This window comes from Paenisporosarcina macmurdoensis (assembly GCF_042658845.1).
GTDB classification, from domain to species: domain Bacteria; phylum Bacillota; class Bacilli; order Bacillales_A; family Planococcaceae; genus Paenisporosarcina; species Paenisporosarcina macmurdoensis.
In genome coordinates this window covers 57,189-79,619 of the sequence record NZ_JBHSRI010000005.1, presented here as the reverse complement: position 1 = coordinate 79,619, position 22,431 = coordinate 57,189, and the positions used below count along the sequence as shown (strand labels likewise).

The window sequence follows — 22,431 nt, the reverse complement described above, 5'->3', positions numbered from 1 at the left end:
GAATGTTGTGTTTTACAGTTTGTCTTTTTCAGTTGGTTTGTTTTCAACCTGGTAGGAAGCAAATTTATCAAAGATACGGTCCAGTTGTTGGGATTTGAAATCTTCCGCAAATGCTCGTATAAAGACTTCATTTGGATCTACGTCTAGTGCATTGCAGTAATGAATGATCCAACCAATACTAGGATTGGATTTCCCATTTTCAACTTTGGAAATATTGGCTGGGTGTAGTGCACTGATTTTTTGAATGTATTGAAGGGTGAGCTTTTTTTCTTTTCGGATTTCTTTTAAAGCATTGCCTATTTTTTGATAAATATCCGTTTCATTTTGAGTCATATTGGAAAATCCTTTCAAAAATCGTTATGGATTTACTGCTTGTTGGTGGTATACTGAGTTTAAATTTTTATATATATATCAAAAAATTTAAACTCACTTTGTTATTGAATAGTTTGGCGACCAGCAATAACGAAGTATATGGGTAGAGAAAATTCAAAGAAATTCATGTAAAAGATGTGTTTAGTATAGCACTTGGCTGGGGGATTGTGAACCTTTGTTCATTAGGTAACATTGCCTTAATAACAGTCTTCAGGAATGAGTATTTTTACTTTGGAGTTTTTGGTATATGAAACTAACTCAAAAGGAGATTTTTATATGACCAATAAGTTTCGTGTTCAAGAAGAAGTAGGAGAGCGTTTTTATCGCTTACCGAAAATCTTTTTCACCAGTGACTTCTATAAGAAAATGAGCAATGATGCGAAGATAGCCTTTGCACTTTTGCAAGATCGTCTAGAACTTTCGATTCGAAATCAGTGGTTTGATGACGATGGATACATTTATTTTTTGTTTGGAAATGAGCAGTTAGCTGAAATTTTAAATTGCAGTAAACCGACGGTTATCAAAATAAAAAAAGAGCTACAAAAAGCTGAATTGCTTGAAGAAAAACGAATGGGATTATCTCAATGTAATCGTCTTTATTTACTGAAACCGCAGGTGACGAATGAAGATGTGGTAGCGATTCAAGCTTCAAGGGATAAACCTTCATCCTTAGAGCCGCATAGGAAGTTAAAAAATTTAACTTCAAGAAATCAAAATTCTTTACTTCAAGAAGTTAAAAATTTTAACACTAATGATACTGACCTTAGTGATACTGACTTTAAAGAGACTGACTATCTTATCAATCAAGGAATTGACGAAATTGAGATGCCATCCGTGATAAAAGAAGTGATGATAAAACATAAAGAGCGATTGATGGATGATGGAATTAAGGTACGGGATATTGTGAATCATTATTTAGGACATGCATCTATTTTAACCGACTACCAATATGCAGATGCCCTTCAATACTCACTGGAACGGACGCCAGGCAAGATTAAAAGCATAACAGCTCGATTGACGAAAGCAGTTGAAGACAAGAAAGAATGGTTATCGATACAAGGACAAAAGGGCATCTACCAAAAGAAAGAAGAAACGGTGCCAGACTGGTTATTTGAGCAGCAACAAAAACGAAAAACTCCTTCTGTTGATGAACAGACGGAAGAATTAACACCGGAGTTCATGGAAAAAAGAGAACAGTTATTAGCAAAGTTGAGAAAGTAATTCTTCTCAACTTTTTTTATATATAAATCAAAATTTAATCATTAGTTAACAATGTTATCTTGAAATAAAGTCTCTTGAATTCATAATAATATAGGAACTTATTGACTAGTTAGAAAAGGAAAATAGAACTACCAAAAATATGGGTATAAGACTTGCCTGTATTACGGCAAATCTGTTACAGTTGGTTAAATACAAGATTTAGGAGGTGGAGGAAATGTTTGAGAGAATACAAGGGTTTTTAGATACGCTCTTTAGCGATATGCAAGGGACGTTTATTACCATCTTCGCCATTGGTTTACTTATTTGTGCAATTGGCGTGTGGGCAGGAGATGAACAATCTTCCCCCAAATTCAAGAACGGAATTAAATTATGTGTGTTAGGCGTGGTTCTATTCTTACTCGCTCGTCCGGTCATCGAGTATGTCCAAACGAATCTTTAATCTAGAAAGATGTGATAGCTATGCGTTCTGAAGGTTATTTTGAACGACAAGAACGATTACGAACTTCTGGAAAAGTCGAATTACCACTGAATATCGACACGAAGAAATATGTGTATGGCAATATCTCGTTTCAAGATGTGTTCGTTCTATCTCCTTTTGTTTTGTTAGGTATTGTGATTTCGTATTCGTTATTCAGATTTGGGTATTTGGATCAGAAATTAATGTTAATTGCGTTTACACCTACAATGCTGGTCGCCGTTTTTCAACTAACCAAACATCCAGTACGAAAAAACCTGTCACTTTTACAATACAAAGTGATTTGGAAACTACAAGCCAACATCAGAAAGAAAGAGTTTTATTACGCGAAAGGAGACTTGCCGATGAGTCGAAAGAATGGCGATACACGGACCGAACTAGGATTAGTGAACATTGCCAATGGCTGCATCGAATCGTCCAATCGCACGTTAATCAAGGTGCTAGAAGTATCCTCCGTGAATTTATCGTTGATGAATGAATTGTCAAAAGAACGCGTGCTTGAATCGTATCAATCGTTTTTGAATGATTCAGGGGAAAAACAAATTCAAATCATGCAGGTGGCACAACCCATTAATTTAACGAATTATCTGATGTGGTTTAATGATCAATTGGAAACTGATTCCTCGTATGCCAAACGAGTATTAAAAACGGGGTATTTCAATCAAATTGAACGGATTCAGAAATCCAAAAACATGGTGACACGAAAACGCTACGTGGTCATCTCGAGACCAATGACTAGTTCAGATAAGGACTATCTGAAGATTGATACAACCGCAAATATATTAAAATCAAAGCTTGAACAGATGTTAAGTGGATACGAAAAGCTTGATGTGAACGTATTGAACAATGATGAATTACTGCGGTTTTATTATTCCTGCATCGATTTTGAAAATGCTCAAGCCCAAGGTGAAAACATCATCAGCAAAACGAATGCCAGCGCAGATGTCATCATCGGCAAGAATACGGCCAAAGAATTGCTGAACTATTATAAGGATCAAATGAACAATCGATTTGAATAAGGAGGTGGCATAATGAATTGGTTCAAACAACTACTCCCAAGGAAAAAACAAGAATCGGATTTTGAAGAAACGGTACGAGGGATGAATCAATCCCTTCTGACGGTATTAGCACCTGACAACATCACGGAATACGACTCTTACGTGCGTGTCGGTGCCAACTATACCCGTTCATTACTCATTGTCGATTACGATCCGGTTCAAGACCAAAACAAAATCCAACAAGTGACCGAAATTCCAGAGAACGTGTCTATTATCAATTATGTTCAGGAGTACCATACAGGCGAAGTGCGTTCGCAGCTCGTTAAAAGTATTAAACAAAACCGCATGAAAATGAATACACGCTTTGCCGATGAAAATACCATGATTGATTCTCAAGGGCAAATTGATAGTGCGTCAGAAATGCTCAAAAATCTGGCGTATCGAAACGACAAAATCTTCTTATTCCACACGCTGATTCACTTAGTAGCGAGTTCTACAGATGAACTCGATCAGTTAACTACTACAGTGAAAAGTAAATTCTCCAAAATTGGGATTATCCATAACCCAACGGACCGTGCGATTGATGCCTTCCGTTCCTTCCTGCCCCTGAATGAAAACAAGGTGGATGAGCTGACTTACAAGATGAGCAACTCCGAAGCCATTTCCTATTTCTTTCCCTTTCATGAAAATGAAATGTTTTCCCAAACGGGACTTATTAAAGGCCGAAACATGACGACAGGAAATGTCGTGATTGTCGATGATACGAAGCTATTAAACCGACATGAGTTTGTCATTGGAATTTCTGGTATCGGGAAATCTACGTATCTATTTGCCAACATGACGAACAAGCATATGCTCGGACGTAAAATCATTACTATTGATCCAAAAGGTGAGTTTGGGCGCAATTACGCTGATTTAGGTGGGGCATGGGTGAAGTTTCAATTAAAAGGTGGGAATCGCATTAATCCGATGGACCTGCCAAAAGTCAGTGAAAAAATGATAGTCGAAGAAACCGAATTCGGCAATATTTTGTTAACGAAAATCTCTAATCTGTTGGTTATGTTTCGACTCATGTATAACAGCATGACGGATTTACAAGAAGAGATTTTAAGTAGCTATATCCAAAAGGTCTATGCGGAAAAAGGCATTACAGATGCAACCAATACAAGCGCATTAACCGCAACAGACTATCCAACTCTACAAGATTTATATGAGCTCATAGGAAAAGACCAAAAAAAAGACCCTTATCTATTTGATACGGTACGGGATTTCTATACGACTCTCAAAACCTATGTAACGGGGATGTATTCGGAACTGTTTAACGGACACACCAACATCAGCATCGATAATGACCTGGTGTGTTACGACTTAAAAGAGATGAGCAATAACGAGAAGATTCAACGAATCTTATTTTATAACATTCTCTCGCATACCACCTACGAGATTATGAGTGGCGACCGTGAACCAAGTGAAATCTTTATAGATGAAGCTCACGTTATCGCGGATCCCAAAGTACCAAAAGCCATGGAATTCATTTATTTCATGATGAAAGTGCTCCGTTCGTTCAATTGTGGCATTACGACGGCTTCTCAGTCGGTAGAAGACTTTTTATCAGCTCGAGATGAAAATCGAAACTACGGGAAAGCAATTATCACTCAATCCGTACAGCGATTGTATTTACCGATGAGCGAAGAAGAATTGAAATATTTAGAAGAAGAACTGGGCAACACGTTTTCAAAAGGAGAACGCGAAACGCTCATTTTAAAAGATGGGAAGAAAAAAGAGCAGGCTGGAAAAGGCATTTTCTATACTGGTTCCAAAAAAATCAAACTGGAAGTCCAACTAAATGAAGTGACGGAAATGTTGTGGTTTGATCAGAAAAGCATCAACGACATCACGATTTAAAGGGGAGGGATGAGGAGATGAACGCAAAGGAGACAGCCAAGACACTTGGCCATTTGCTTCTAATGAAGATTTTCTTCAATCCTATTGGGTTAGTGGTCTTCGGGACCGCCCTCGTCCTGCTGGTAATTCCTGTTTTCATGTCCATGAATGGAAAAGATAAAGGATTTGATTTAGAAAACCCAGAACAAAACACAGAGACCCTTTCAGAGGCTGTAGGAGGCGCGTATTGCGCAGTCAATGGAGAAATCAACCAAGAGTTATGGGAAGCCAAAATGAACACGGCAGGCGTCTTTTCAGGCAAAGAAGAACTCTTTATCCAAATTGCGAGTGAACAAGGCATTGACCCGGTTCTCATGGCTGCGATTGCTCTTCACGAAACGACCAATGGGACGTCAAATGCAGTGGTCACGAAAAATAATCCAGGTGGTTTGATGGGGAAAGATGGATTGATGCAGTTTTCTACCTTAGAAGAAGGCCTGGAGTCGATGGGGCAGACACTGCACAACCGAATCATTAAAGACGGATACGTGACCATTGTTGATTTAGGTTCAGTCTACGCACCAATTGGGGCAGAGAACGACCCAACGAACTTAAACGCCCACTGGGTACCGACGATTACGGCGATGGTTAGTTCACTCGGCGGATTGACGATGAATTGCACGACACAGTCGAGTGAATTTGCGCAACCCATTCCTAATGTACAAGTGAATTCCAACTACGGAGTCCGAATTCATCCCATCACAGGAGACATCAGTAACCATGAAGGTGTCGATTTTGCTTGTGATAATCCCGATCCTATTTACACAGCTAAGGAAGGGAAAGTCGTGTATGCGGAGTTTCCAAGCAGTTATCCAACCAATACGTACGGCAACATCGTTGTCATTCAGCATCAAAACAATCTCTTTACGGCGTACGCGCATTTAAGTCGCATTGACGTGAAGGTAGGGCAACAAGTTCGACAGCTGGAAGTCATCGGTCAATGTGGGTCTACTGGTCGTTCAACAGGTGATCACCTTCATTTTGAGATTCAAGCAGGACAGAAGTTTGGAACCCGACTTAATCCGATGTTGTATTTAAAAGAACCTGTGTAAGGGAGAGCTAGCCAATGGAAAATCGCTTGAAACTGGTCAATATTTTACTGATTGTCTTGGTAGTGGCGTTGGCACTCATTTTGTTTAATATATTTGCAGCCAATCAAGACTTAAAACGAGAAAATGCAGATTTGTCGAACGATGTCGAAAAAGTTGAGGCATCGAAGAAGGAAGAAAAAGAAGTGTTTACTCAAACTGAACGTTTTCTAACAGACAGTTTACAAGGCGGTTCGATGGATTACTTTACAACACGTTACCGTAAAGAGGTTGAACAAACCCTGTCAGAAAATGAAACGTCTGAAGACGTGGACGTGAGTGAAATGAAAGAGCTTGAGATTTATAACATTTCCGTTCGAAAGCAAGAAGACTCCTATCAGGTATATGCACTATACAAAGCTACCTTAACAGGGATTGACGATGAGTTTGTGAATCCTGGGGATCAACCACTCTTAATCTTGATGTCCACGATTACATGGATAATCGAAGACGGTGAACTGAAGGTAGATGCCCACGATTTGGAACCTCTCGTATCAGGAGAACAGGTGATTCAAGAGATTTCTTCATAGACACGAGACACAAAAGGGATGTGAACAGAGATGCCCATCTTACAAAAGATAGTGAGGATGCAACGAAGGGTGAATCAACTCTTGGAGACCATCATTGATCGACTAGCTAAAAAGCAACTGGAGCAAGCCAGTCGCCAGTATGAATTGCAGTATGATAAGCCACTTAGTGCGCAAGAAGTTATTGAAATTAAAAAAGGTGTGGTCTTGCGAGTCGGGTTTTTCGGGTGTATTCCAGTCGTCATCCTGTTACTTACCCTCATGAATGGAGGTGTTGGAGGATGAAGAAACACATCTTGTTAGTCTTTGGGCTGTTGCTGCTATCTATGTTTATGGTGAATGGTGTAGAGGCTGCTGAAGGTGAATTTATGGAAGATACAATAAAGGACTATCGAAGTACTGATGGAGTGAAAGAAGCAGATGTTAAAAGAGCAGAAGGATATATGCAAAATGTTTTATATTTAGATAAATACGATCATGAAACGAATCAATTTAATTGTAAGTGGTATGAAGTCATGTGCCAAACAAATGGATTCTTATTTACAACAGTCAGTGGGTTTGTATTTGGAGCAATCGATAGCTTCGGGAAATTCCAAATTGATTCTTCAGTGATTACAGGAAACCCAACCTATGAAGGGTATATGTTGAACTTTAAATCACTAGCATGGACGATGACGGCTATCTTTCTTGTTTGGCAGACCGTTAAAATAGTTATTTTGTATTCAGCAAATGGCGATGAAGGCATGAATACGCTTTATGAAAAAGTGATTGCGGTCATAACGGGAGCCATACTACTCGGGATATATGGGGAATTGTTCGATTGGATATTGGAACTGACACATCTTCTGACAGAAACGATGTTAACAGATCCGGTTACACACTATAACATTATGCAGGTATTAGCTGTAAATTCAGTTGGTTACGGAATCATTTTAATGTTAGTGGTATCGGCCATCTTATTTGTTTTCTTCATATCCATCTTGTATAGGACTGTACTATTTGTAGTTCTTTACATTTCAGGCGTCATGGCCATTCCAACGATTGTAAATGACCAATACAATTTCTTTAGTTTATGGCTCAAAATCGTAGTCAGCAACATTTTAACGTTAACGCTACAATTGTTGTGTTTTGTTTTAGGCGTGAAAACATTGATTAATTTACAAAATGGAAACTTTTTAATCGGAATGCTGTTTTTCATCGTTGGACTATCCATTCCAACGTTATTGAGCCAATTTGGAGCATCTACAGGATCTGCGAGAGCGATGGGCTCGACAGTGAAATATGTGGCAAGGCATGCGAGAAGATAAAAGGAGTGAATGAAATGAAAAAATTAATAATATTAGGAGTAATACTATCTATAGTACTAATGCTAGGGGCTTGTAACAGTGAAAAGACTCAAAAGGAATCTGTAGATACAGATGTATTTACAGAAAGCGATGTGCAGATGGCAAACGAAATGGTTCATTTGTTAGAAGAGAAATCAAGTGAGTTTCAAACGAAAGCAACAGAAGCAATTGCAACTGGAGAAATTGAGCAAGACAAAGACGGTCAATTGTCTGAACCGTTACAAGAGTTAGCAAAAGAAACTATTCTTAAGCCATTTCTAGAACAGTATCCTAACGGGATAATCGGAGAAGAAGGGGATTTAACTGTTTCTTTTGAAGCCACAGCATCAGAGGCGTGTCCACTAGGGAATTGTAAGTATGATGGTGTTGCAATACCAGAGATTGATTTTGATAAAACGGATTACTCAACTTATACTTCTGAAGTTTTTGGTCTCTCACAATTAATCTTTCAAAATGTGAAAAGCAAATTCAATGTGGAAGATCAAGAGTTGGAGAAATCGGAATTACGTTTTGTGAAATCAAAAAATGGAGATCTTGTGATGACATCAAATCCTTTTATTTCCGGAAAAGCATTCTATTTAGACGAATTAGATAACGAATTTAAAGAGATAAAATCCGACGTTCCAGAAAGTGAAGTTGAGGAAGAAGAGGATGAGTTTAAGCAGGAAGTAGAAGAACTGTTATCCAATTATCCTAAACTTCAATAAAACCTCGCTAAGTTAGAGATGAAAGGAATGATAAGATAATGGTCATTCGAACGATTGCAAATAGGGTGGGGACGTTTGAGATTGAAGGAAATACGATTTCCTATTTACAACCCCTATCGACGTTTAATACACAAGAGATGAATCAAGTGCAGACATGGTATAAAGATAAATTGCAAACGCTGCAAGAATCAGATCTATATTTACCTGCAAAAGACATCAGCTTTCAATCTGGACAAGTCTGCTATACGTATGATGTGACAAGTCTCCAATCATTTAATGCATTAAAAAAGATGTATTTAGAAGATAAATTGCCGTACTATCTTTCATTAATTCAACTGGCTAAAGAAAAACAAGTTGAGGTTTTGTGGGAAACTGAGAACCTGGTAATTGATGTAGAAGATGCATCGGTAAAAGCGCTCGTCATTGAACACCAAGCTTTTACAATTGAAAATGAGAAGTCACGAATCAATGCGGTTAAAGAATTGATTATTATTTCGTTAACGAGCTTGCAACATGTGTATGGTCGACCTAAACGTAGTGACTTTTTCGAACAGAGCGAAGAAGTGATCCAATTTGCTGAAATGATTTATTTACGATTAGACTCGTTAGATCATATGGCATCTTTCATTCAATCGTTGTACGATGAAAGTGAAGAGCGAAAACAACTAGAACAAGAAGAACTAGCGCAACGATTAGCTAATAAAAAGCGCTTCTCCATTCCTAACCTTATTCCAGTTCAATTTCTTCATCAAAAATCCGGTAAACGCCCTGAAATCCGTACAGACTTATCGACTTCTCCGACAAAACAGAAACCAATAAGTCAAAAAGAAAGCAAGATGCGCTTCTTAATTGGAACAGCGATTATTTTAGTTGGTGCGCTATTATTGAGCATCCTTTTAACAAGCGCTAACAAGAATGCGGAGTCATCTGAACGACAATCAGCATCACAGCAAGAAACCAAAGACATAGAGCAAGTGTATGTGGATGGACTGCTAGGAGATACCGAAAGTGTTATGAAGGCTTTGGAATCAAGGGAGTACGAAAGTCTAAATAAAGATGAGAAGGAGTTGTTGCATCAACTCTGGATGAAACATGGGGCTTATGAAAAGTATCTGGCAAAAGATGAGGATGCGGTCAGTCAACTCACGGAGCACATGACGAAGCAAAATCAATCAGACGAATTGGATCGTTTGCAAGAAATGTTGAAGGTCTCCAATCCACACATTGAGTTTGCAAAAGGTGTGCTCGCAAAGGAGTGGGAACAAGTCCTGGCTAATCAAGATTTAGTCGAGTTGACAGATGAACGAAAAACTCATATTGTGACCGCCTATCTTCAGACAGGGGATATTGCAGGAGCTAAATCATTTGTCGTTGAAAAGGCACCCGAGAATGATGGATTGATGAATCGTGTATTAACCGCTGAGAAAGTAGCCGTTGATTTAAAAGCGCTGGAAGAACAACAAGAATTACTGCAAAAAACGATTGGTGAGAGTAAGGACTTGGCGAAAGTTTCAAAAGCGATGCAAAAAATGAATGGAGTTAAGAAAGAAATAACAGGCTTGAAAAAAACCATTGGATTGTGAGGTGTTGAATCATTGCATACCAAACGTATAGGGAAGTTAGGAAGAATCGTCCTGCCAAAAGACATTTTGGACCGTTTCCAATTGGATAATGGAGATCAGATTGACATCTCCTTTAATGAGACCCAAATCATTATTGAACCTCATCGTCAAACATATGTATGTGCGATTACAGGCAAGGTCTCTAGTGAAGCCGTGAAAATTGGGGAAGCATGGATTAGTAAAGAAGGCATCAAGAAGTTAATTGAATATATGGATCAGTAAAAGCCTGAAATCCTGCACTGAACCCCAAAAGTTAGACCAAAATATTTAAGCAGCTTCTTGGCTGGTATGGAGACGGTATTCAACCGGGCTCATGCCAGTCAATTTTGCTTTTATCCGTTCATTGTTATAGTAATAAATATACTTACTCACTGCTTGCTTCAGCTCTTCAAAAGAGCGATAAACTTTCCCGTAATACATTTCCTGTTTCATTATGCCGAAGAAGTTTTCCATAAGCGAATTATCCAGACAGTTTCCTTTTCGGGACATACTTTGGAATATCCCATTATCTTTTAGCTTCTTTACATATGACTTCATTTGATACGCCCAACCCTGATCAGAGTGTATCGTCGTTCGATAGGTGCAGTTTTTTGCTATTTCTATTGCTTCATCCAAGGCGTCCATGATAGCTTTTGCATTTGGGCGTTCTGAGAGCCGGTAGGATAAAATCTCACTATTAAACATATCTAAAAACGGATCTAAATAAGCCTTCTTAATGATTAACTTCCCATTCGCATTCGTCTCGTAAAATTTAAATTCGGTTGTATCAGTCGTTAGTTTTTGATAGGGGATGCTTGTATAAAATCTACGATTGACAAGGTTTTTTGAAGTCGTGCCAACTGTTCCTTTGTACGTACTATATTTCCTAGACTTCCGTGTGAAGGATTTACATGTCATGTCAAGCTTGTTAGTAATCCGAAGGATCTTTTTGTGATTTACGCAATAGCCTCTCTTGCGTAAATCTATATCAATTCGACGATAACCGTAATTTTCATCATTCTTGTCTACAATCTCCTTGATCATGTTTTCAATCTCTTCATCTGGATTAGGTTCGTTTAATCGCTTTTTCCAATGCATATAGGTGACCTTTGGAAAAGCTATTGCTTCAAGAATAACGGCTAATTTGAATTCTTTTCTGAGTTCATTGATGACTCTGGATTCAGTTTTAGCAGTCGGCTCGGAATATTTATCCCTGAAGCTCGGAGCTTTTTTAAATAGGCATTTTCCGCACGAAGTAATTCGATTTCTTTTAAAAGCTGTTGTTCCTTCGTCAATTTTTTCTCGTACTTTTTATTCTTTGGATTGTTAGACATTGATGGACGCCCCTTTGATTTAGAGAGTCCTTCAACACCTTCAGTTTGCCATTTCCTCCACCAATTTAGAATTAAAGACGGTTCAGGAATGCCAAATTTTCTAGCCACTTCTTTAAAGGAATCTCTTGTTCTTTCCTTATAGTTTAGGACATCTAATTTAAATTGAACAGGATAAATTGCATTTGCCTTTTTAGTAACCAAGCCCTGTTCCCCAAATTCTTGAAACGCACTGATCTATTTTCTTATATTCGTTTTACTTGGAACTCCAAATCTAGTAGCCAGGGTGGAATAACCACCTTCACCGGCTAAATAAGCGTGAACCACTTTTTGCTTGAATTCTTTATCATATTTGACCACAAAAAACACCTCAAAAGTTAGATTTGGTGGTCTAACTTTCGGGGTGCAGTACATCCAATCAGGCTTTTTTAATTTGAAACCCAGGAGTTAATGAACACCCTATATTTACAGTGTTTTCTAAGGGTTAACTCTTTCGTTAATGTTCAAGAACTCGTTCAACAAACTAAGTTCAGTAACCTATACGACACTAAGTATAGGTACACGATTAAAATCTAGGCCATAAAAAAAGCCGCCTTGTAAAGGCAGCCGGTTGTTCAAATACGGTTTAAATGCGTATCCTTAAAATTTGTAGGGTATTTAAGTCCGTAACCAATCATTCTATCCATACCAATATGTGAAGACAAAATTATACCTATTGCTAAGACAATTTGGCTTGAAAATAACATTCCGCAGATAATAACAAAAATTGCTAAACTGTATGTATGAACTAAATTATAAAGTATAGCACCTGTCCTATTATTAAAGAGATATCCTATCATTGATACATCTGGAGCTAATAACAAAAAGAAAAACAAAACCCAACTAAATTGAAAATAAGAGTAAAAATAAAGACTAAATAAAAGGACCGCAAGCCCCTCCAGGTGCAAAAGAATTTTATTCATACAGTCAACTCCTTTCTTTTCATCATAATCACTATTCTTCATTTTTAGCTAATATCCTATTAAAACTAAAACTGCTTCGTTAGTTGAACAAGCAACTGGATGATCCGCCCGTAAAACCTCCGTAGGTTGACATAACTACCGGTCTAGGAAGTACTATCCACATTGCATTCAGCCAGAAGTGTCTTTCTCTGTATTCTTACTGTAATATTTTAGTAATAGTTTCCAAGTATTAGAGATGTTAGAATAAGGATTAAGTAAATATATTCCTTGGTTCTTTTGACTTTTATTAATCATCTTCTAATAAAAGAGGAGAGTGGAGACATGTCATTAGAAAGTATCAAGAATTCGTTAAATTTTATGTGTGAGTATCATGATGTGAAAATTAAACAAACATTTAGTACCACGAACGACGAACCAATAGCTTCAGTTATTTGTAAAGAATATCCGTCGACTATCGAAATAACCAATCATCAATTTCAAACCATTGAAGATTATGAAACTATAAACCAAGCAGCATCTGCACTGGAAAACCTTTTAAATTCATATGGTATTTTAGAAAGCCTCTAAAATTATGGGGCTTTTTTATTTTGTATAACCCTAGGTTGACATAACACTCAAATTGGGAAGTATTTTTTACTAATTTTGTCGAAACTCTTTCAATAATTACAAAAATATTACATAATTGATATGATAAAAGACTCAGATTAAAGGAGTTACCTATGAATCTTATGTATCAAGAACTTACTCGATTAGTAGACGATTATTATAAATGCAAGGTTTTTATTATTAAAGAACAAATACTTTGCGATATCAATCTCCTAACCGAAGCTTTGATTATAAGTGAACAGCATAACGATTTATTCAACGTCAAGCAGTCGGTGACCCCCGTCTGTTTTTTCTTATGTCCAAAATAATAAATTCACCGCCCCTAAAATCGATTCGATCGCTGAACCAGGTTGTATCGCGCATACACCTTAGGTTGACATAACACCACAATTCGGAAGTATTCAACTTCATAAACCAAAAGAAAAGCCACTTTATAAAGCCAGGTTACTTAATCGAGTTAACTAACCTTTTTCCTTAAAAAAAATGACTAAAAGTATTAAAATTATTGGTATACCCCATACAATCATCCCATAAAAAAATCTCCAGAGCTCATTTCGGTCTCAATCTAATTTTTCCTTATTATACCTTATAAAGAATTTAATGTACTAAAAAACTAACAAACCCTTCCGTAAAAAATTGATACCATTTTTTCTTTATTGATTTGAAAATACTACAGTCTGCAAAGGCTGGGGGGAGTAATTATACTCAAAAAACATTGAGACACATGGTCAAATCTATGTGTGTGCGATTACAGGTAACATTTCGACTGTGGCCGTTAAAAATAGTGAGGTATGGATTTGTAAAGATGGAAATAAGTTGTTAATTCAATATATGGATCAGTATAATCCTGAAATAGCTTCAGGCTTTTTTAATTAGAAAACCGGCAGTAAATGAACACCCCATATTTACAGTGTTTTCTGAGGGTTAACTCTTTCATTAATGTTCAATAAATCTAAGTTCAGTAACCTATAAGAAACTAAGTATAGATACACGACTGAATATCTTAGATTAGCCACCTTAGAAATAGGGTGGTTTTATTATGACCTAGTTTTTCTATATCATGTTTTATATAAATTTCCAAAAATATCAAACTATTCTTTTAAATGTGGTTATAATCAAACTAAATAGAAAATTTCAAGTGGAGGAAGTATTGAATGTAAAGCAATTATTTACAGCTGCTGGTCCAGTTGAAAATAAAAATAGGAACAGTTGTAAACTGTTGTTGAAAAAGGAAGGGAAATAGTTAAAGGTTACAGAAATAAACAAAAGTAGATGAAAAAAGAAAGGGGATGTGTATATGGGGGATTCTTTTTACGATAGATTACCACTAGAACTGGTAGCAGGTTTTTTTTATCAGATACACAGAAACATTGATAAAGGCATTCTATCTGATGCCATGCACCAAGAGGTAAAACTACTTGAACGTACAGCGAAAAGGAGAGGTATCCCATTGAAAGACCTATATGAACAAGGTTCACGTCTAATTGAGCTTGAGAAGGCTATACTACGACAAGACGCTATCACCACGCCACATACAGCACCCTCTCACAACGTCCAAAATTTTTTTGCCATACGAAACCTAAATAAAAACTGACTTCAGAATCTTTCGATTTGGAAATCAGTTTGCCTCTGTTTTGAAAGAAAATAGTTATCCTTGATTTTCTTTTCTTTTTTATCAAAGTCCCAGAAACCAACCCGGGATGAGAAATTTAATCAACTTCATTACTCAATAAAAAAGCTGTGGAAGATGCCCTTTACTAGACTTATTCTCTAGGGGCAAGTAGCACACGCCTTAGAATTATTAGAAACTCATTGGAGAAACAACAGGTATTAGCAAAAGTGCTCTAATAAGGTCAAAGAAGAAGGTGGCTAAATAATGAGGACATTGAAACAGATTAATGCGGTTTACGAAAAGATTATTCATTCTGATATTAGCGAACGTGTACTGGTAATTAAATTAAGATCTCTCATGTATGAAATAGAAAAGGACTATAAATTATCAGAACAAAGAACCGTGGAATGGGTAGCACTATATAGAACACTATCTAATAGCAGAATCCGTTAAGGTTGGAGTACTCCAGCCTTTTTCTTTTGCAAATACTTTTCATTAGCTATTGAACAGCCCCTATGCAGCATAGTAGATATAAACACCCGTTTAGGGAAGGACTTTCTTAATAAAATTAAATAGTATTTTCTAAACGTAAGATAAGATTGAATAGATTGAAAAATTTAATTTTTCAAAAAAACCGCACTATAGAATCATTTTGATAAAAAGTATGGAGGGTTCATTTATATGGAAAAAATTCTTATTGTGGATGACCAACAAGGAATACGATTATTGTTGGAAGAGATATTTAAAAGAGAAGGTCTAGCTACATATCTTGCAGCTAGTGGGATAGAAGCACTTGAAATTAGTCGAAATGTAAAATTAGATGCAATCCTATTAGATTTGAAACTCCCCTCCATGGATGGCAAAGAAGTTCTAAAAAGGATTAAAATAACCTCACCAAATGTTCCTGTTGTCATTATGAGTGCGTCTGGAGAGATTGATTTAATTCAAGAAACAATGGAATTAGGTGCTTCGCATTATATGATAAAACCATTTGATATTTTTGAACTAAGAGATGTCATAAGAGGTGTGTTACACACCCAGTTAACATAACAATGGATCAGGAAGTGTTCACATTATTCCTGTGATTTCTAATGATAGAGCAAGGTTAAGAACGAATCTATATGGTTAAAGTAGATAATAATTAATAAATTTTCAAAGAGGAGGTATATCCTATAACAGAAAAAGAAAAAGTAATTCAAATTTATCGCGATGTATTAAATGGAAAAAGACTGCGATTTCCTAATTACTTCTTTGTAGGAGATCAGGGAAAGAAATATTTAGCTCTCATAACTTGTTACCTTATTGAGGAGTACTTAGAAATTTCTGTAGAAGAAATTCCTCAGAAAATCAAAGCCGAATCCTTATGGAGTAATCGTTTAAGACCTGCTGCTTATGTTCAGGGTTGGAATGATTTTATCGCATTGATTGAAAATGCTTATCCAGGAAAGTTTAAGCCTTGGGAATTCAAACAAGTTCCCTGCAATTATTGGATAGGGGAAAATGGGAAAAAAAGAGCAATTGAAGTAGTTCGATATATGATTGAAGAAAAATGCAAAATGGCTCATCATGAAATCCCTTTAAGAATCAACTATCGTTTTTTTAAAGTGCACGGAATTGGTGGTGTTTTTAATTCTTTTGGCGATTCTCCTTACCAAGTCATTAATGCTGTGTATCCCGGTCAATTCCAACCATGGGAACTTGCTAACGTGCCAATGAACTATTGGAAGAATCCCGAGCACGTCAAACAAGCATTAGACTGGTTTCTATTTTCAAAGCTCGGTTTTACTTCTTATGAAGAAGCTCTTGTAAAACTCAGAAAAAATGATTTCTTCCACTATCGAATGACCGGGATACTCCAAATCGCCTTCGGTTTCCGCCTGTTTCAAGTGCATCAATGGATAAGAGAACAAAACATTGGAAACGACATAAGGGATTTGGAAAAGAATGAAGGAGTGTTGGTCGTAATTGAGTGAACAAATTAATATCACTTATCTCTAAAATGAATTAATACCATTACTATGAGTCCCCCAATCCAGGCCATTATTAATAGAGTCTCTGGTCATATTAAAAAGCCACTTAATTAAGTGGCTTTTTAATATGATTTAGTTTATTTTTTCTAGTTTTTCCAAAACATTTTAAAATTGCGTAATGATTGCGTAGAAGACTATTTGTTATGGGAATATAATTTTCTTATACATAGAAGTATGTCTAAAAGAATAGATTGTTTGTAACCCTAAATTTGGAGATGATTTACATCTCGAGTGTGATGAGGGCATACAAAGGAGAATGAATATGACCCACATATTTCCTACTCTATTACCGGATCAAATGATTTCAGCGATTCAACATGGATTAAATAAAGCTCACTCTCCTAAAAAGATACTCATTGTCGGGGCAGGTATGTCGGGACTGGTTGCTGCCTCTTTGTTAAAGGAGGCTGGACACAACGTAACCATCCTTGAAGCCGCTAAAAGAGTCGGAGGACGTATCTATACGATACGATTCCCTTTTATCAATGGGCAGTATATGGAAGCAGGAGCGATGCGTATTCCAAATTATCACTATTTGACTTTGGAATTCATAAAAAAATTCCGCTTACCAGTAAATACGTTTATTAACACTACGCCTAACGACCTGATCTATGTAAATGGAGTTAAAACGCGCCAATATCTGTATAAACAGAACCCTGACATCCTTGGCTACCCAGTTGCCCCTGACGAAAAGGGCAAAACGGCGGTGGAGTTGATTCAACCAGTTATCCAACCAGTTATAGACTTCATTAATCTAAATCCGTTGGAAAATTGGAGTTGGGTCATAAAGGAGTATGATAAATACACAATGGACGGATTTTTAAGATATAACCCTAACGGGGTGACATTATCTCCTGGTGCCATTGAAATGATTAAGGTGTTTCTTTCTATTGAGGGCTTGTCTGAACTCTCTTTTCTTGATTTATTACGTGAATTTATGATTCTTTTCAACCCCGATATCAATTTCTATGAGATTACTGGAGGAAATGATCAACTCCCAAAAGCATTTCTCCCACAATTAGAAGGAAACATTTTGTATGGACAACAGATGACCAAAATTGTGCAGCATAACAACAAAGTCACCATCCATTCCGAGAATACAGAATCGCTAGTACCAACGGAAACAACATGTGACATTTGTATCTTGACCATTCCTTTCTCAATTCTGCAATTCGTTGAAGTAGAACCCCGCGATTCTTTTTCTCATAACAAATGGAAAGCGATTCGAGAACTTCATTATGTGACATCTACAAAAATAGGACTTCAGTTCAAACGTAGATTTTGGGAAGAAGAAGGGATAAAGGGTGGGCAAACGACTTCTGATCTACCCATCCGATTTAGTTATTATCCTAGCCACGGAACTGGAAAGAACGATTCTGGGGTCATAGTAGCTAGCTATACTTGGGAGGATGATGCCATTCCATGGGACAGCTTGAGTAAAGAAAAGAGAATTCAACAAGCCTTAAAAAACTTAGCGACTATACATGGGCAACAAGTTTACGATGAATTTATTGCAGGAGATTCTTACAGTTGGGCTCAGAATCCATATTCAGGTGGGGCTTTCGCTTTATTCAAATCTGAACAAGAAACAGAAATTGCTTCTTCTCTCTCAACTCCCGAAGGAAGGGTACATTTTGCGGGTGAACACACTTCACTGCCCCATGGTTGGATACAAGCTGCAATTGAGTCTGGAATACGTGTAGCACATGAAGTAAATGATTTACGATGAAAATCATATTTAGGATAGTGGGAAGTTCAAGGAAAGTGATGTTCCTATGGATAGAGCTGATTTCCTCTCTCAATTGATCTTGATATTGCTATCAAATAAAAAAAGTCCTCCTTAATACAAATGGAGGACAGAAAAAAGGGTCATAAAATTGGTAAAAGCTCTGGACCTGGGGGAAACCACAACTTGATCCAGTGATATTAGTGCCTTTTTGTCTTTAATTTGTTCTTCTGATTCTTCATAAATGAAGAAGAACTTCAGCACACGAAATTCATGACCGGCTGAAGGGTGGGCTTATGTATCGCGCATACACCCTAGGTTGACATAACAACCTGATTGGGAAGTATCCAACTAGATTAATTAAAAGGCAGCGGTTCTTCAACTAAGCAGCCGTTAGTTTATCAAGCTTATATTAAATTATTCTATTTATTAGTTGTTCCGTTGTTAGTATAGTAGCGAACTCAGTATTTAAGGTAGCTAAAGTTGTACTATGTATAATCTCAGGATTATAATATTTTCCATTTTGGTCTCTCATACCAAACGCAGCTGTCGCATCCGAAATAAGATATGTATTAAAACCTAAATTCCCACTCATTCTTGTAGTGGTAGATACACAATGGGGCGTAGTCAAACCTGTAATGAATACTGTAGTTAAAAAATTTAATTTTAGAAACTCTTCTAAATTTGTACCGATAAAACTACTATTCACTTTTTTTGTTATTATTACTTCTCCAACTGTGGGTTTAACCAATTCTTTAATAGCAAATCCGTCATTCTCTGGATGAAATAAAGAACTAGGGTTATCGGACATATGTTGAATATGTATTACTTGCCAACCCTTCTTTCTCCAAAGTGTTAATATTTCACTAATTTTTATTTCTGCATGTATATTGTTTCGTTTCCCCCATTTTTCATCATCAAAAGCTTTTTGTACATCGATTATAATTAAAGCCTTTTTTTCATTATTCAAGATAACTCCCCCTGGTTTATTTGAATTTACCATTTACTACATTAATATAACAAAGACAGGAAGTTAATATCATAGATTATTTGTTATCCCATTCTCTATTTAAAATACTGTATAAAAGAGAATCATGCCATTCATCTTTTATTAATAAATTCTCACGCATTCGACCTTCAAAAATCATTGCGATTTTACAAAAGAAAAGCCACTCTATAAAGCCAGGTTACTTAAACGAGTTAACTAACCTTTTTCCTTCTAAATAAAAATGACTAAAAATTAAAATTATCGGTATACCCCAAACAATCATTCCAAAAAAAAATCTCCAGAGTTCTTGTTGGCATCAACCTAATTTTTCCTTATTATACTTTATAAAGTATATAATGTGCTAAAAAACTAACAAACCCTTCCGTAAAAAATTGATTCACTTACTCTTCTGTATTGTATAGGTACCGGATTTCCATAACCATTTTTCCTTTATCGATTTGAGGCTTCTACAGGTTTGCAAAAGCTCGGGGGAGTCAGCGGATTTCCGTAATTATACTCATAAAATATTGAACCACATCGTCAAACCTATGTTGTGTGCGATTACAGGTAAGATTTCAACAGGGGCCGTAAAAATTGGTGAGGCATGGATTAGTAAAGATGGGATCAAGAAGTTAATTCAATATATGGATCAGTAAATGCCTGAAATCCAATCAGGCTTTTTATCTATGGAAAAACCTTTCCATGCATATAGAGGAGACGTATATTATAATGAAAGTAAATTATTAATAACAATTCCAAAAGCTTACGGTGATGAACTGTAATTGCGGGAAGAAGTCACCGTCCAACTAGTGGACGGTGGAGTAGTAATCAAACCCGTTCATAAATTGCCGTGTGATTTTGCTGAACAACTATTAGAAAGCTTAGTGACCAAAGGATTAAGTAGGGCAGGAATTGTTGGAGAAGTTTAAAGAGGCATCGAATAACGTCAGCTGGACAACTAATGGAGCTGTAAAAAAAGACGATTCGATTTAATAAAAATAATCTTACCTAATGGAGGTGATCCGATGATTACCATCACAATTCCACAAGAAGCTATTGCGATTGTTAGCACCTCAAGTAAAGGTGATCAATCGAAATGGAGTATCTGTAATAAGTGGGTAAAACAAAATGCCAGAGGCTATGAGGATATGGCAGAAGTTCTCGCATTCCTTGTCTTAGAATGCTCGACACTGCCTTCATCAGCATATGTTTCGTATTATCCCTGCCAAATTGAATTGCCTAACGGAGTTCTTACGCAAGGCTGCTATTCGCTAGAATTGCGGGGGACAAAACAGGAAGTCACGCTAGAACGCTTATTTGAAGGAAACTTCTCCTCGACAGACCAGATTTTAAACAATGCAACTCTCTCTACTGAAGCAAAGTTCCGGGCATTAATGCAAAATGTCCAAGAGTACACAGGACTTAATGTTTCAACTGAAATGGCCCGTTTATTCGCGTTTGATGCATTGATACTCAATGAGGATCGCCACACAAATAACATTCTCTTTTTATATGACCCCATCCATAAATCGTGGGAGCTTGCACCCATTTTTGATCATGGACTTAGCCTTTTATCGGATGTAAAAGACTATCCAATCGGGAAACCGTTAACAATACTAATGCGTAAGGTAAAAGCAAAGCCATTAAATTCCTCATTTTCTAGACAGCTTGCTCTATATACGGGGGAGCCTTTTATTAGGAAAGATGAGCTTATCCGAAAGTTGGAAGCGTCTTCCATGGAGCTAGGCCGTGCGAAAGAAGTCCTTTATTCACAGATTCGCGACCCTAGATTTCAGCATTTATTTAGTGAAGGAAGTGAAAAAAGTGGTTGATTACACAAAGTTTGATGTGATGTGGATGGATGATGTGATTGCATCAGTTGATTTACGTCCCGCAAATGGTGGAACCCCGTATGTCATTAACTATATAGAAGACTTTAATAAACAATTTTCACCTCAGATGGAGGGGCATATTACATTAGATGAGTTGGAAAAATGGTTGAAGTGGCGTACATTCCCCTCGACACGTGTAAATGCAAAGGAGTTGCTTGAAGCAATAGGCATGCAAGCGTATAACCGCTGGGGCATTGTCCATCATACGCATGGTGTCATGGCCGATGATGAGATTTGGCTTCGCTTTAAAGGGGAAAGACTGACGCACAGAGACGTATGTTTAAGAAAAGATTTGTATTATCCAACTAAAAATTCAGAGGAACAACAATTGAATGAAGAATAAGTTTGCTGAATACTCCTCATTCCAGATGGTGTACCAATCCTATTGGGATCTAATGCAAGACATAGAAAGAATTATATTTTACCCTTATTTTTATATTGTGTACGCAGGTAATCGATGACCGAAAACGTGATTTGTTCGTCGATTCCTCCATATTGGCGTGCAAAATCTAAAATATGCCCATCGAATTTACATTTATCCTGTAGATATAAAACGCCAGGCTTAGCGTATCCCTTTTTATGCGACAACATCGAATCCATGATGTATTGGCGCAGGTCACGATTCTCAATCCGTAGATGTTGAATGCATTCCTCGACAAATCGTTTTTTAAATTCAAAACGTCCCTGCCAAATGTTCAAGGAAGTGATTTGCTTCCACATTTCAAAACGTCCTTCTTCTCGGTAAAAATCTCGCTCTGCGTCACTACAATTGCCGGCTGCTGTAGAAATTAGGTTTGTAGACAAGGCAAAGCCTGCAGGTAACCGATCATGTAAGTAAGCCCTTAAATCAGATTCTTTAATCATCCACCCATTCTTCTTTGGACCCCCGCCCTTGGTACCCATCAACTTTCCTTGTCTGAGCCACCGTTTAACGCTCTCTTTATTAGAAGTAATTTTATTGTTTTGAAGAATCGTAAAGGCTTCATCAACTGAAAAGGTTCTCAT

General features: G+C 37.0%; 24 protein-coding genes and 1 pseudogene. 19 read left to right on the top strand and 6 right to left on the bottom strand.

The window, feature by feature from the left end; all coding sequences use genetic code 11:
* Positions 1-12 precede the first annotated feature (12 nt).
* The gene (locus ACFPYN_RS05740) at positions 13-333 is read right to left on the bottom strand and encodes a helix-turn-helix domain-containing protein (protein WP_377733053.1); all 321 of its coding nucleotides are present in this window, start codon (positions 331-333) and stop codon (positions 13-15) included.
* 315 nt (positions 334-648) lie between these two features.
* Here ACFPYN_RS05740 and ACFPYN_RS05735 point away from each other — a divergent pair, with 315 nt between their 5' ends.
* The 11 genes from ACFPYN_RS05735 (at position 649) to ACFPYN_RS05685 (ending at position 10,522) form a co-directional block, all read left to right on the top strand.
* Complete coding sequence (locus tag ACFPYN_RS05735) at positions 649-1,593, top strand: replication initiator protein A (protein WP_377733052.1); 945 nt, start codon at positions 649-651, stop codon at positions 1,591-1,593.
* A gap of 214 nt (positions 1,594-1,807) precedes the next feature.
* Positions 1,808-2,032: a hypothetical protein gene (locus ACFPYN_RS05730; protein ID WP_108587780.1), complete on the top strand. Its 225-nt coding sequence runs from the start codon at positions 1,808-1,810 to the stop codon at positions 2,030-2,032.
* A gap of 20 nt (positions 2,033-2,052) precedes the next feature.
* Positions 2,053-3,087, top strand: coding sequence for a TrsD (locus ACFPYN_RS05725; RefSeq protein WP_377733051.1), 1,035 nt, complete (start codon positions 2,053-2,055; stop codon positions 3,085-3,087).
* A gap of 12 nt (positions 3,088-3,099) precedes the next feature.
* The gene (locus ACFPYN_RS05720) at positions 3,100-4,971 is read left to right on the top strand and encodes a VirB4 family type IV secretion system protein (protein WP_377733050.1); all 1,872 of its coding nucleotides are present in this window, start codon (positions 3,100-3,102) and stop codon (positions 4,969-4,971) included.
* Between the two features lie 17 nt (positions 4,972-4,988).
* Positions 4,989-6,062: a M23 family metallopeptidase gene (locus tag ACFPYN_RS05715; protein ID WP_377733049.1), complete on the top strand. Its 1,074-nt coding sequence runs from the start codon at positions 4,989-4,991 to the stop codon at positions 6,060-6,062.
* Positions 6,063-6,076: 14 nt separating this feature from the next.
* Positions 6,077-6,628, top strand: coding sequence for a hypothetical protein (locus tag ACFPYN_RS05710; RefSeq protein ID WP_377733048.1), 552 nt, complete (start codon positions 6,077-6,079; stop codon positions 6,626-6,628).
* 69 nt (positions 6,629-6,697) lie between these two features.
* The gene (locus tag ACFPYN_RS05705) at positions 6,698-6,910 is read left to right on the top strand and encodes a hypothetical protein (RefSeq protein WP_377733047.1); all 213 of its coding nucleotides are present in this window, start codon (positions 6,698-6,700) and stop codon (positions 6,908-6,910) included.
* Entirely contained in the window at positions 6,907-7,932 is a 1,026-nt protein-coding gene (locus ACFPYN_RS05700) for a conjugal transfer protein TrbL family protein (protein ID WP_377733046.1), read from the top strand. Before ACFPYN_RS05705 ends, ACFPYN_RS05700 begins: the two co-directional genes overlap by 4 nt.
* 14 nt (positions 7,933-7,946) lie before the next feature.
* Positions 7,947-8,678 carry a hypothetical protein gene (locus ACFPYN_RS05695; RefSeq protein ID WP_377733045.1) on the top strand — a complete coding sequence of 244 codons (732 nt, stop codon included), beginning with the start codon at positions 7,947-7,949 and terminating at the stop codon, positions 8,676-8,678.
* 38 nt (positions 8,679-8,716) lie between these two features.
* On the top strand, positions 8,717-10,261 hold the full coding sequence (locus ACFPYN_RS05690; RefSeq protein ID WP_377733044.1) for a hypothetical protein: 1,545 nt from the start codon (positions 8,717-8,719) through the stop codon (positions 10,259-10,261).
* A 12-nt stretch (positions 10,262-10,273) separates the two neighbouring features.
* Positions 10,274-10,522, top strand: coding sequence for an AbrB/MazE/SpoVT family DNA-binding domain-containing protein (locus tag ACFPYN_RS05685; RefSeq protein WP_377733043.1), 249 nt, complete (start codon positions 10,274-10,276; stop codon positions 10,520-10,522).
* Positions 10,523-10,567: 45 nt separating this feature from the next.
* On the opposite strand, the gene ACFPYN_RS05680 is transcribed toward ACFPYN_RS05685, so the two are convergent.
* From ACFPYN_RS05680 to ACFPYN_RS05670, 3 genes and pseudogenes are all read right to left on the bottom strand, one after another.
* Positions 10,568-11,539: an IS3 family transposase gene (locus ACFPYN_RS05680; RefSeq protein ID WP_377733073.1), complete on the bottom strand. Its 972-nt coding sequence runs from the start codon at positions 11,537-11,539 to the stop codon at positions 10,568-10,570.
* Between the two features lie 137 nt (positions 11,540-11,676).
* Positions 11,677-11,721 (bottom strand): annotated as a pseudogene (locus ACFPYN_RS05675) (hypothetical protein); the annotation flags it as partial.
* A gap of 503 nt (positions 11,722-12,224) precedes the next feature.
* A complete protein-coding gene (locus tag ACFPYN_RS05670) occupies positions 12,225-12,572 on the bottom strand; it encodes a DUF4260 domain-containing protein (protein ID WP_377733042.1) in 348 nt (115 codons plus the stop codon).
* A 321-nt stretch (positions 12,573-12,893) separates the two neighbouring features.
* Here ACFPYN_RS05670 and ACFPYN_RS05665 point away from each other — a divergent pair, with 321 nt between their 5' ends.
* The 5 genes from ACFPYN_RS05665 to ACFPYN_RS05645 all read left to right on the top strand — a co-directional run bounded on the left by ACFPYN_RS05665 (position 12,894) and on the right by ACFPYN_RS05645 (position 18,549).
* Entirely contained in the window at positions 12,894-13,139 is a 246-nt protein-coding gene (locus tag ACFPYN_RS05665; RefSeq protein ID WP_377733041.1) for a hypothetical protein, read from the top strand.
* A 1,336-nt stretch (positions 13,140-14,475) separates the two neighbouring features.
* The gene (locus ACFPYN_RS05660) at positions 14,476-14,772 is read left to right on the top strand and encodes a hypothetical protein (RefSeq protein ID WP_377733040.1); all 297 of its coding nucleotides are present in this window, start codon (positions 14,476-14,478) and stop codon (positions 14,770-14,772) included.
* Positions 14,773-15,471: 699 nt separating this feature from the next.
* A complete protein-coding gene (locus ACFPYN_RS05655; RefSeq protein WP_377733039.1) occupies positions 15,472-15,840 on the top strand; it encodes a response regulator in 369 nt (122 codons plus the stop codon).
* A gap of 485 nt (positions 15,841-16,325) precedes the next feature.
* Entirely contained in the window at positions 16,326-16,763 is a 438-nt protein-coding gene (locus ACFPYN_RS05650) for a hypothetical protein (protein WP_377733038.1), read from the top strand.
* 313 nt (positions 16,764-17,076) lie between these two features.
* A complete protein-coding gene (locus ACFPYN_RS05645; protein ID WP_377733037.1) occupies positions 17,077-18,549 on the top strand; it encodes a flavin monoamine oxidase family protein in 1,473 nt (490 codons plus the stop codon).
* A gap of 409 nt (positions 18,550-18,958) precedes the next feature.
* Here the strand turns inward: ACFPYN_RS05645 and ACFPYN_RS05640 are convergent, their stop codons facing one another.
* The gene (locus ACFPYN_RS05640; protein WP_377733036.1) at positions 18,959-19,516 is read right to left on the bottom strand and encodes a cysteine hydrolase family protein; all 558 of its coding nucleotides are present in this window, start codon (positions 19,514-19,516) and stop codon (positions 18,959-18,961) included.
* Positions 19,517-20,316: 800 nt separating this feature from the next.
* Here ACFPYN_RS05640 and ACFPYN_RS05635 point away from each other — a divergent pair.
* The 3 genes from ACFPYN_RS05635 (at position 20,317) to ACFPYN_RS05625 (ending at position 21,769) form a co-directional block, all read left to right on the top strand.
* The gene (locus ACFPYN_RS05635; protein WP_377733035.1) at positions 20,317-20,463 is read left to right on the top strand and encodes a hypothetical protein; all 147 of its coding nucleotides are present in this window, start codon (positions 20,317-20,319) and stop codon (positions 20,461-20,463) included.
* 96 nt (positions 20,464-20,559) lie between these two features.
* Complete coding sequence (locus tag ACFPYN_RS05630; protein WP_377733034.1) at positions 20,560-21,366, top strand: hypothetical protein; 807 nt, start codon at positions 20,560-20,562, stop codon at positions 21,364-21,366.
* Positions 21,359-21,769 (top strand): hypothetical protein, encoded by a 411-nt coding sequence (locus ACFPYN_RS05625; protein WP_377733033.1) that lies wholly within the window; start codon positions 21,359-21,361, stop codon positions 21,767-21,769. The genes ACFPYN_RS05630 and ACFPYN_RS05625 overlap by 8 nt, the downstream gene beginning before the upstream one ends.
* Positions 21,770-21,840: 71 nt before the next feature.
* Here the strand turns inward: ACFPYN_RS05625 and ACFPYN_RS05620 are convergent, their stop codons facing one another.
* Entirely contained in the window at positions 21,841-22,431 is a 591-nt protein-coding gene (locus tag ACFPYN_RS05620) for a hypothetical protein (protein ID WP_377733032.1), read from the bottom strand.

Coding starts and splice junctions, on each gene's coding strand:
- ACFPYN_RS05740 (WP_377733053.1), bottom strand. CDS start 333: ATGACTCAAAATGAAACGGATATTTATCAAAAAATAGGCAATGCTTTA.
- ACFPYN_RS05735 (WP_377733052.1), top strand. CDS start 649: ATGACCAATAAGTTTCGTGTTCAAGAAGAAGTAGGAGAGCGTTTTTAT.
- ACFPYN_RS05730 (WP_108587780.1), top strand. CDS start 1,808: ATGTTTGAGAGAATACAAGGGTTTTTAGATACGCTCTTTAGCGATATG.
- ACFPYN_RS05725 (WP_377733051.1), top strand. CDS start 2,053: ATGCGTTCTGAAGGTTATTTTGAACGACAAGAACGATTACGAACTTCT.
- ACFPYN_RS05720 (WP_377733050.1), top strand. CDS start 3,100: ATGAATTGGTTCAAACAACTACTCCCAAGGAAAAAACAAGAATCGGAT.
- ACFPYN_RS05715 (WP_377733049.1), top strand. CDS start 4,989: ATGAACGCAAAGGAGACAGCCAAGACACTTGGCCATTTGCTTCTAATG.
- ACFPYN_RS05710 (WP_377733048.1), top strand. CDS start 6,077: ATGGAAAATCGCTTGAAACTGGTCAATATTTTACTGATTGTCTTGGTA.
- ACFPYN_RS05700 (WP_377733046.1), top strand. CDS start 6,907: ATGAAGAAACACATCTTGTTAGTCTTTGGGCTGTTGCTGCTATCTATG.
- ACFPYN_RS05695 (WP_377733045.1), top strand. CDS start 7,947: ATGAAAAAATTAATAATATTAGGAGTAATACTATCTATAGTACTAATG.
- ACFPYN_RS05690 (WP_377733044.1), top strand. CDS start 8,717: ATGGTCATTCGAACGATTGCAAATAGGGTGGGGACGTTTGAGATTGAA.
- ACFPYN_RS05670 (WP_377733042.1), bottom strand. CDS start 12,572: ATGAATAAAATTCTTTTGCACCTGGAGGGGCTTGCGGTCCTTTTATTT.
- ACFPYN_RS05665 (WP_377733041.1), top strand. CDS start 12,894: ATGTCATTAGAAAGTATCAAGAATTCGTTAAATTTTATGTGTGAGTAT.
- ACFPYN_RS05660 (WP_377733040.1), top strand. CDS start 14,476: ATGGGGGATTCTTTTTACGATAGATTACCACTAGAACTGGTAGCAGGT.
- ACFPYN_RS05655 (WP_377733039.1), top strand. CDS start 15,472: ATGGAAAAAATTCTTATTGTGGATGACCAACAAGGAATACGATTATTG.
- ACFPYN_RS05650 (WP_377733038.1), top strand. CDS start 16,326: ATGATTGAAGAAAAATGCAAAATGGCTCATCATGAAATCCCTTTAAGA.
- ACFPYN_RS05645 (WP_377733037.1), top strand. CDS start 17,077: ATGAATATGACCCACATATTTCCTACTCTATTACCGGATCAAATGATT.
- ACFPYN_RS05630 (WP_377733034.1), top strand. CDS start 20,560: ATGATTACCATCACAATTCCACAAGAAGCTATTGCGATTGTTAGCACC.
- ACFPYN_RS05620 (WP_377733032.1), bottom strand. CDS start 22,431: ATGAGAACCTTTTCAGTTGATGAAGCCTTTACGATTCTTCAAAACAAT.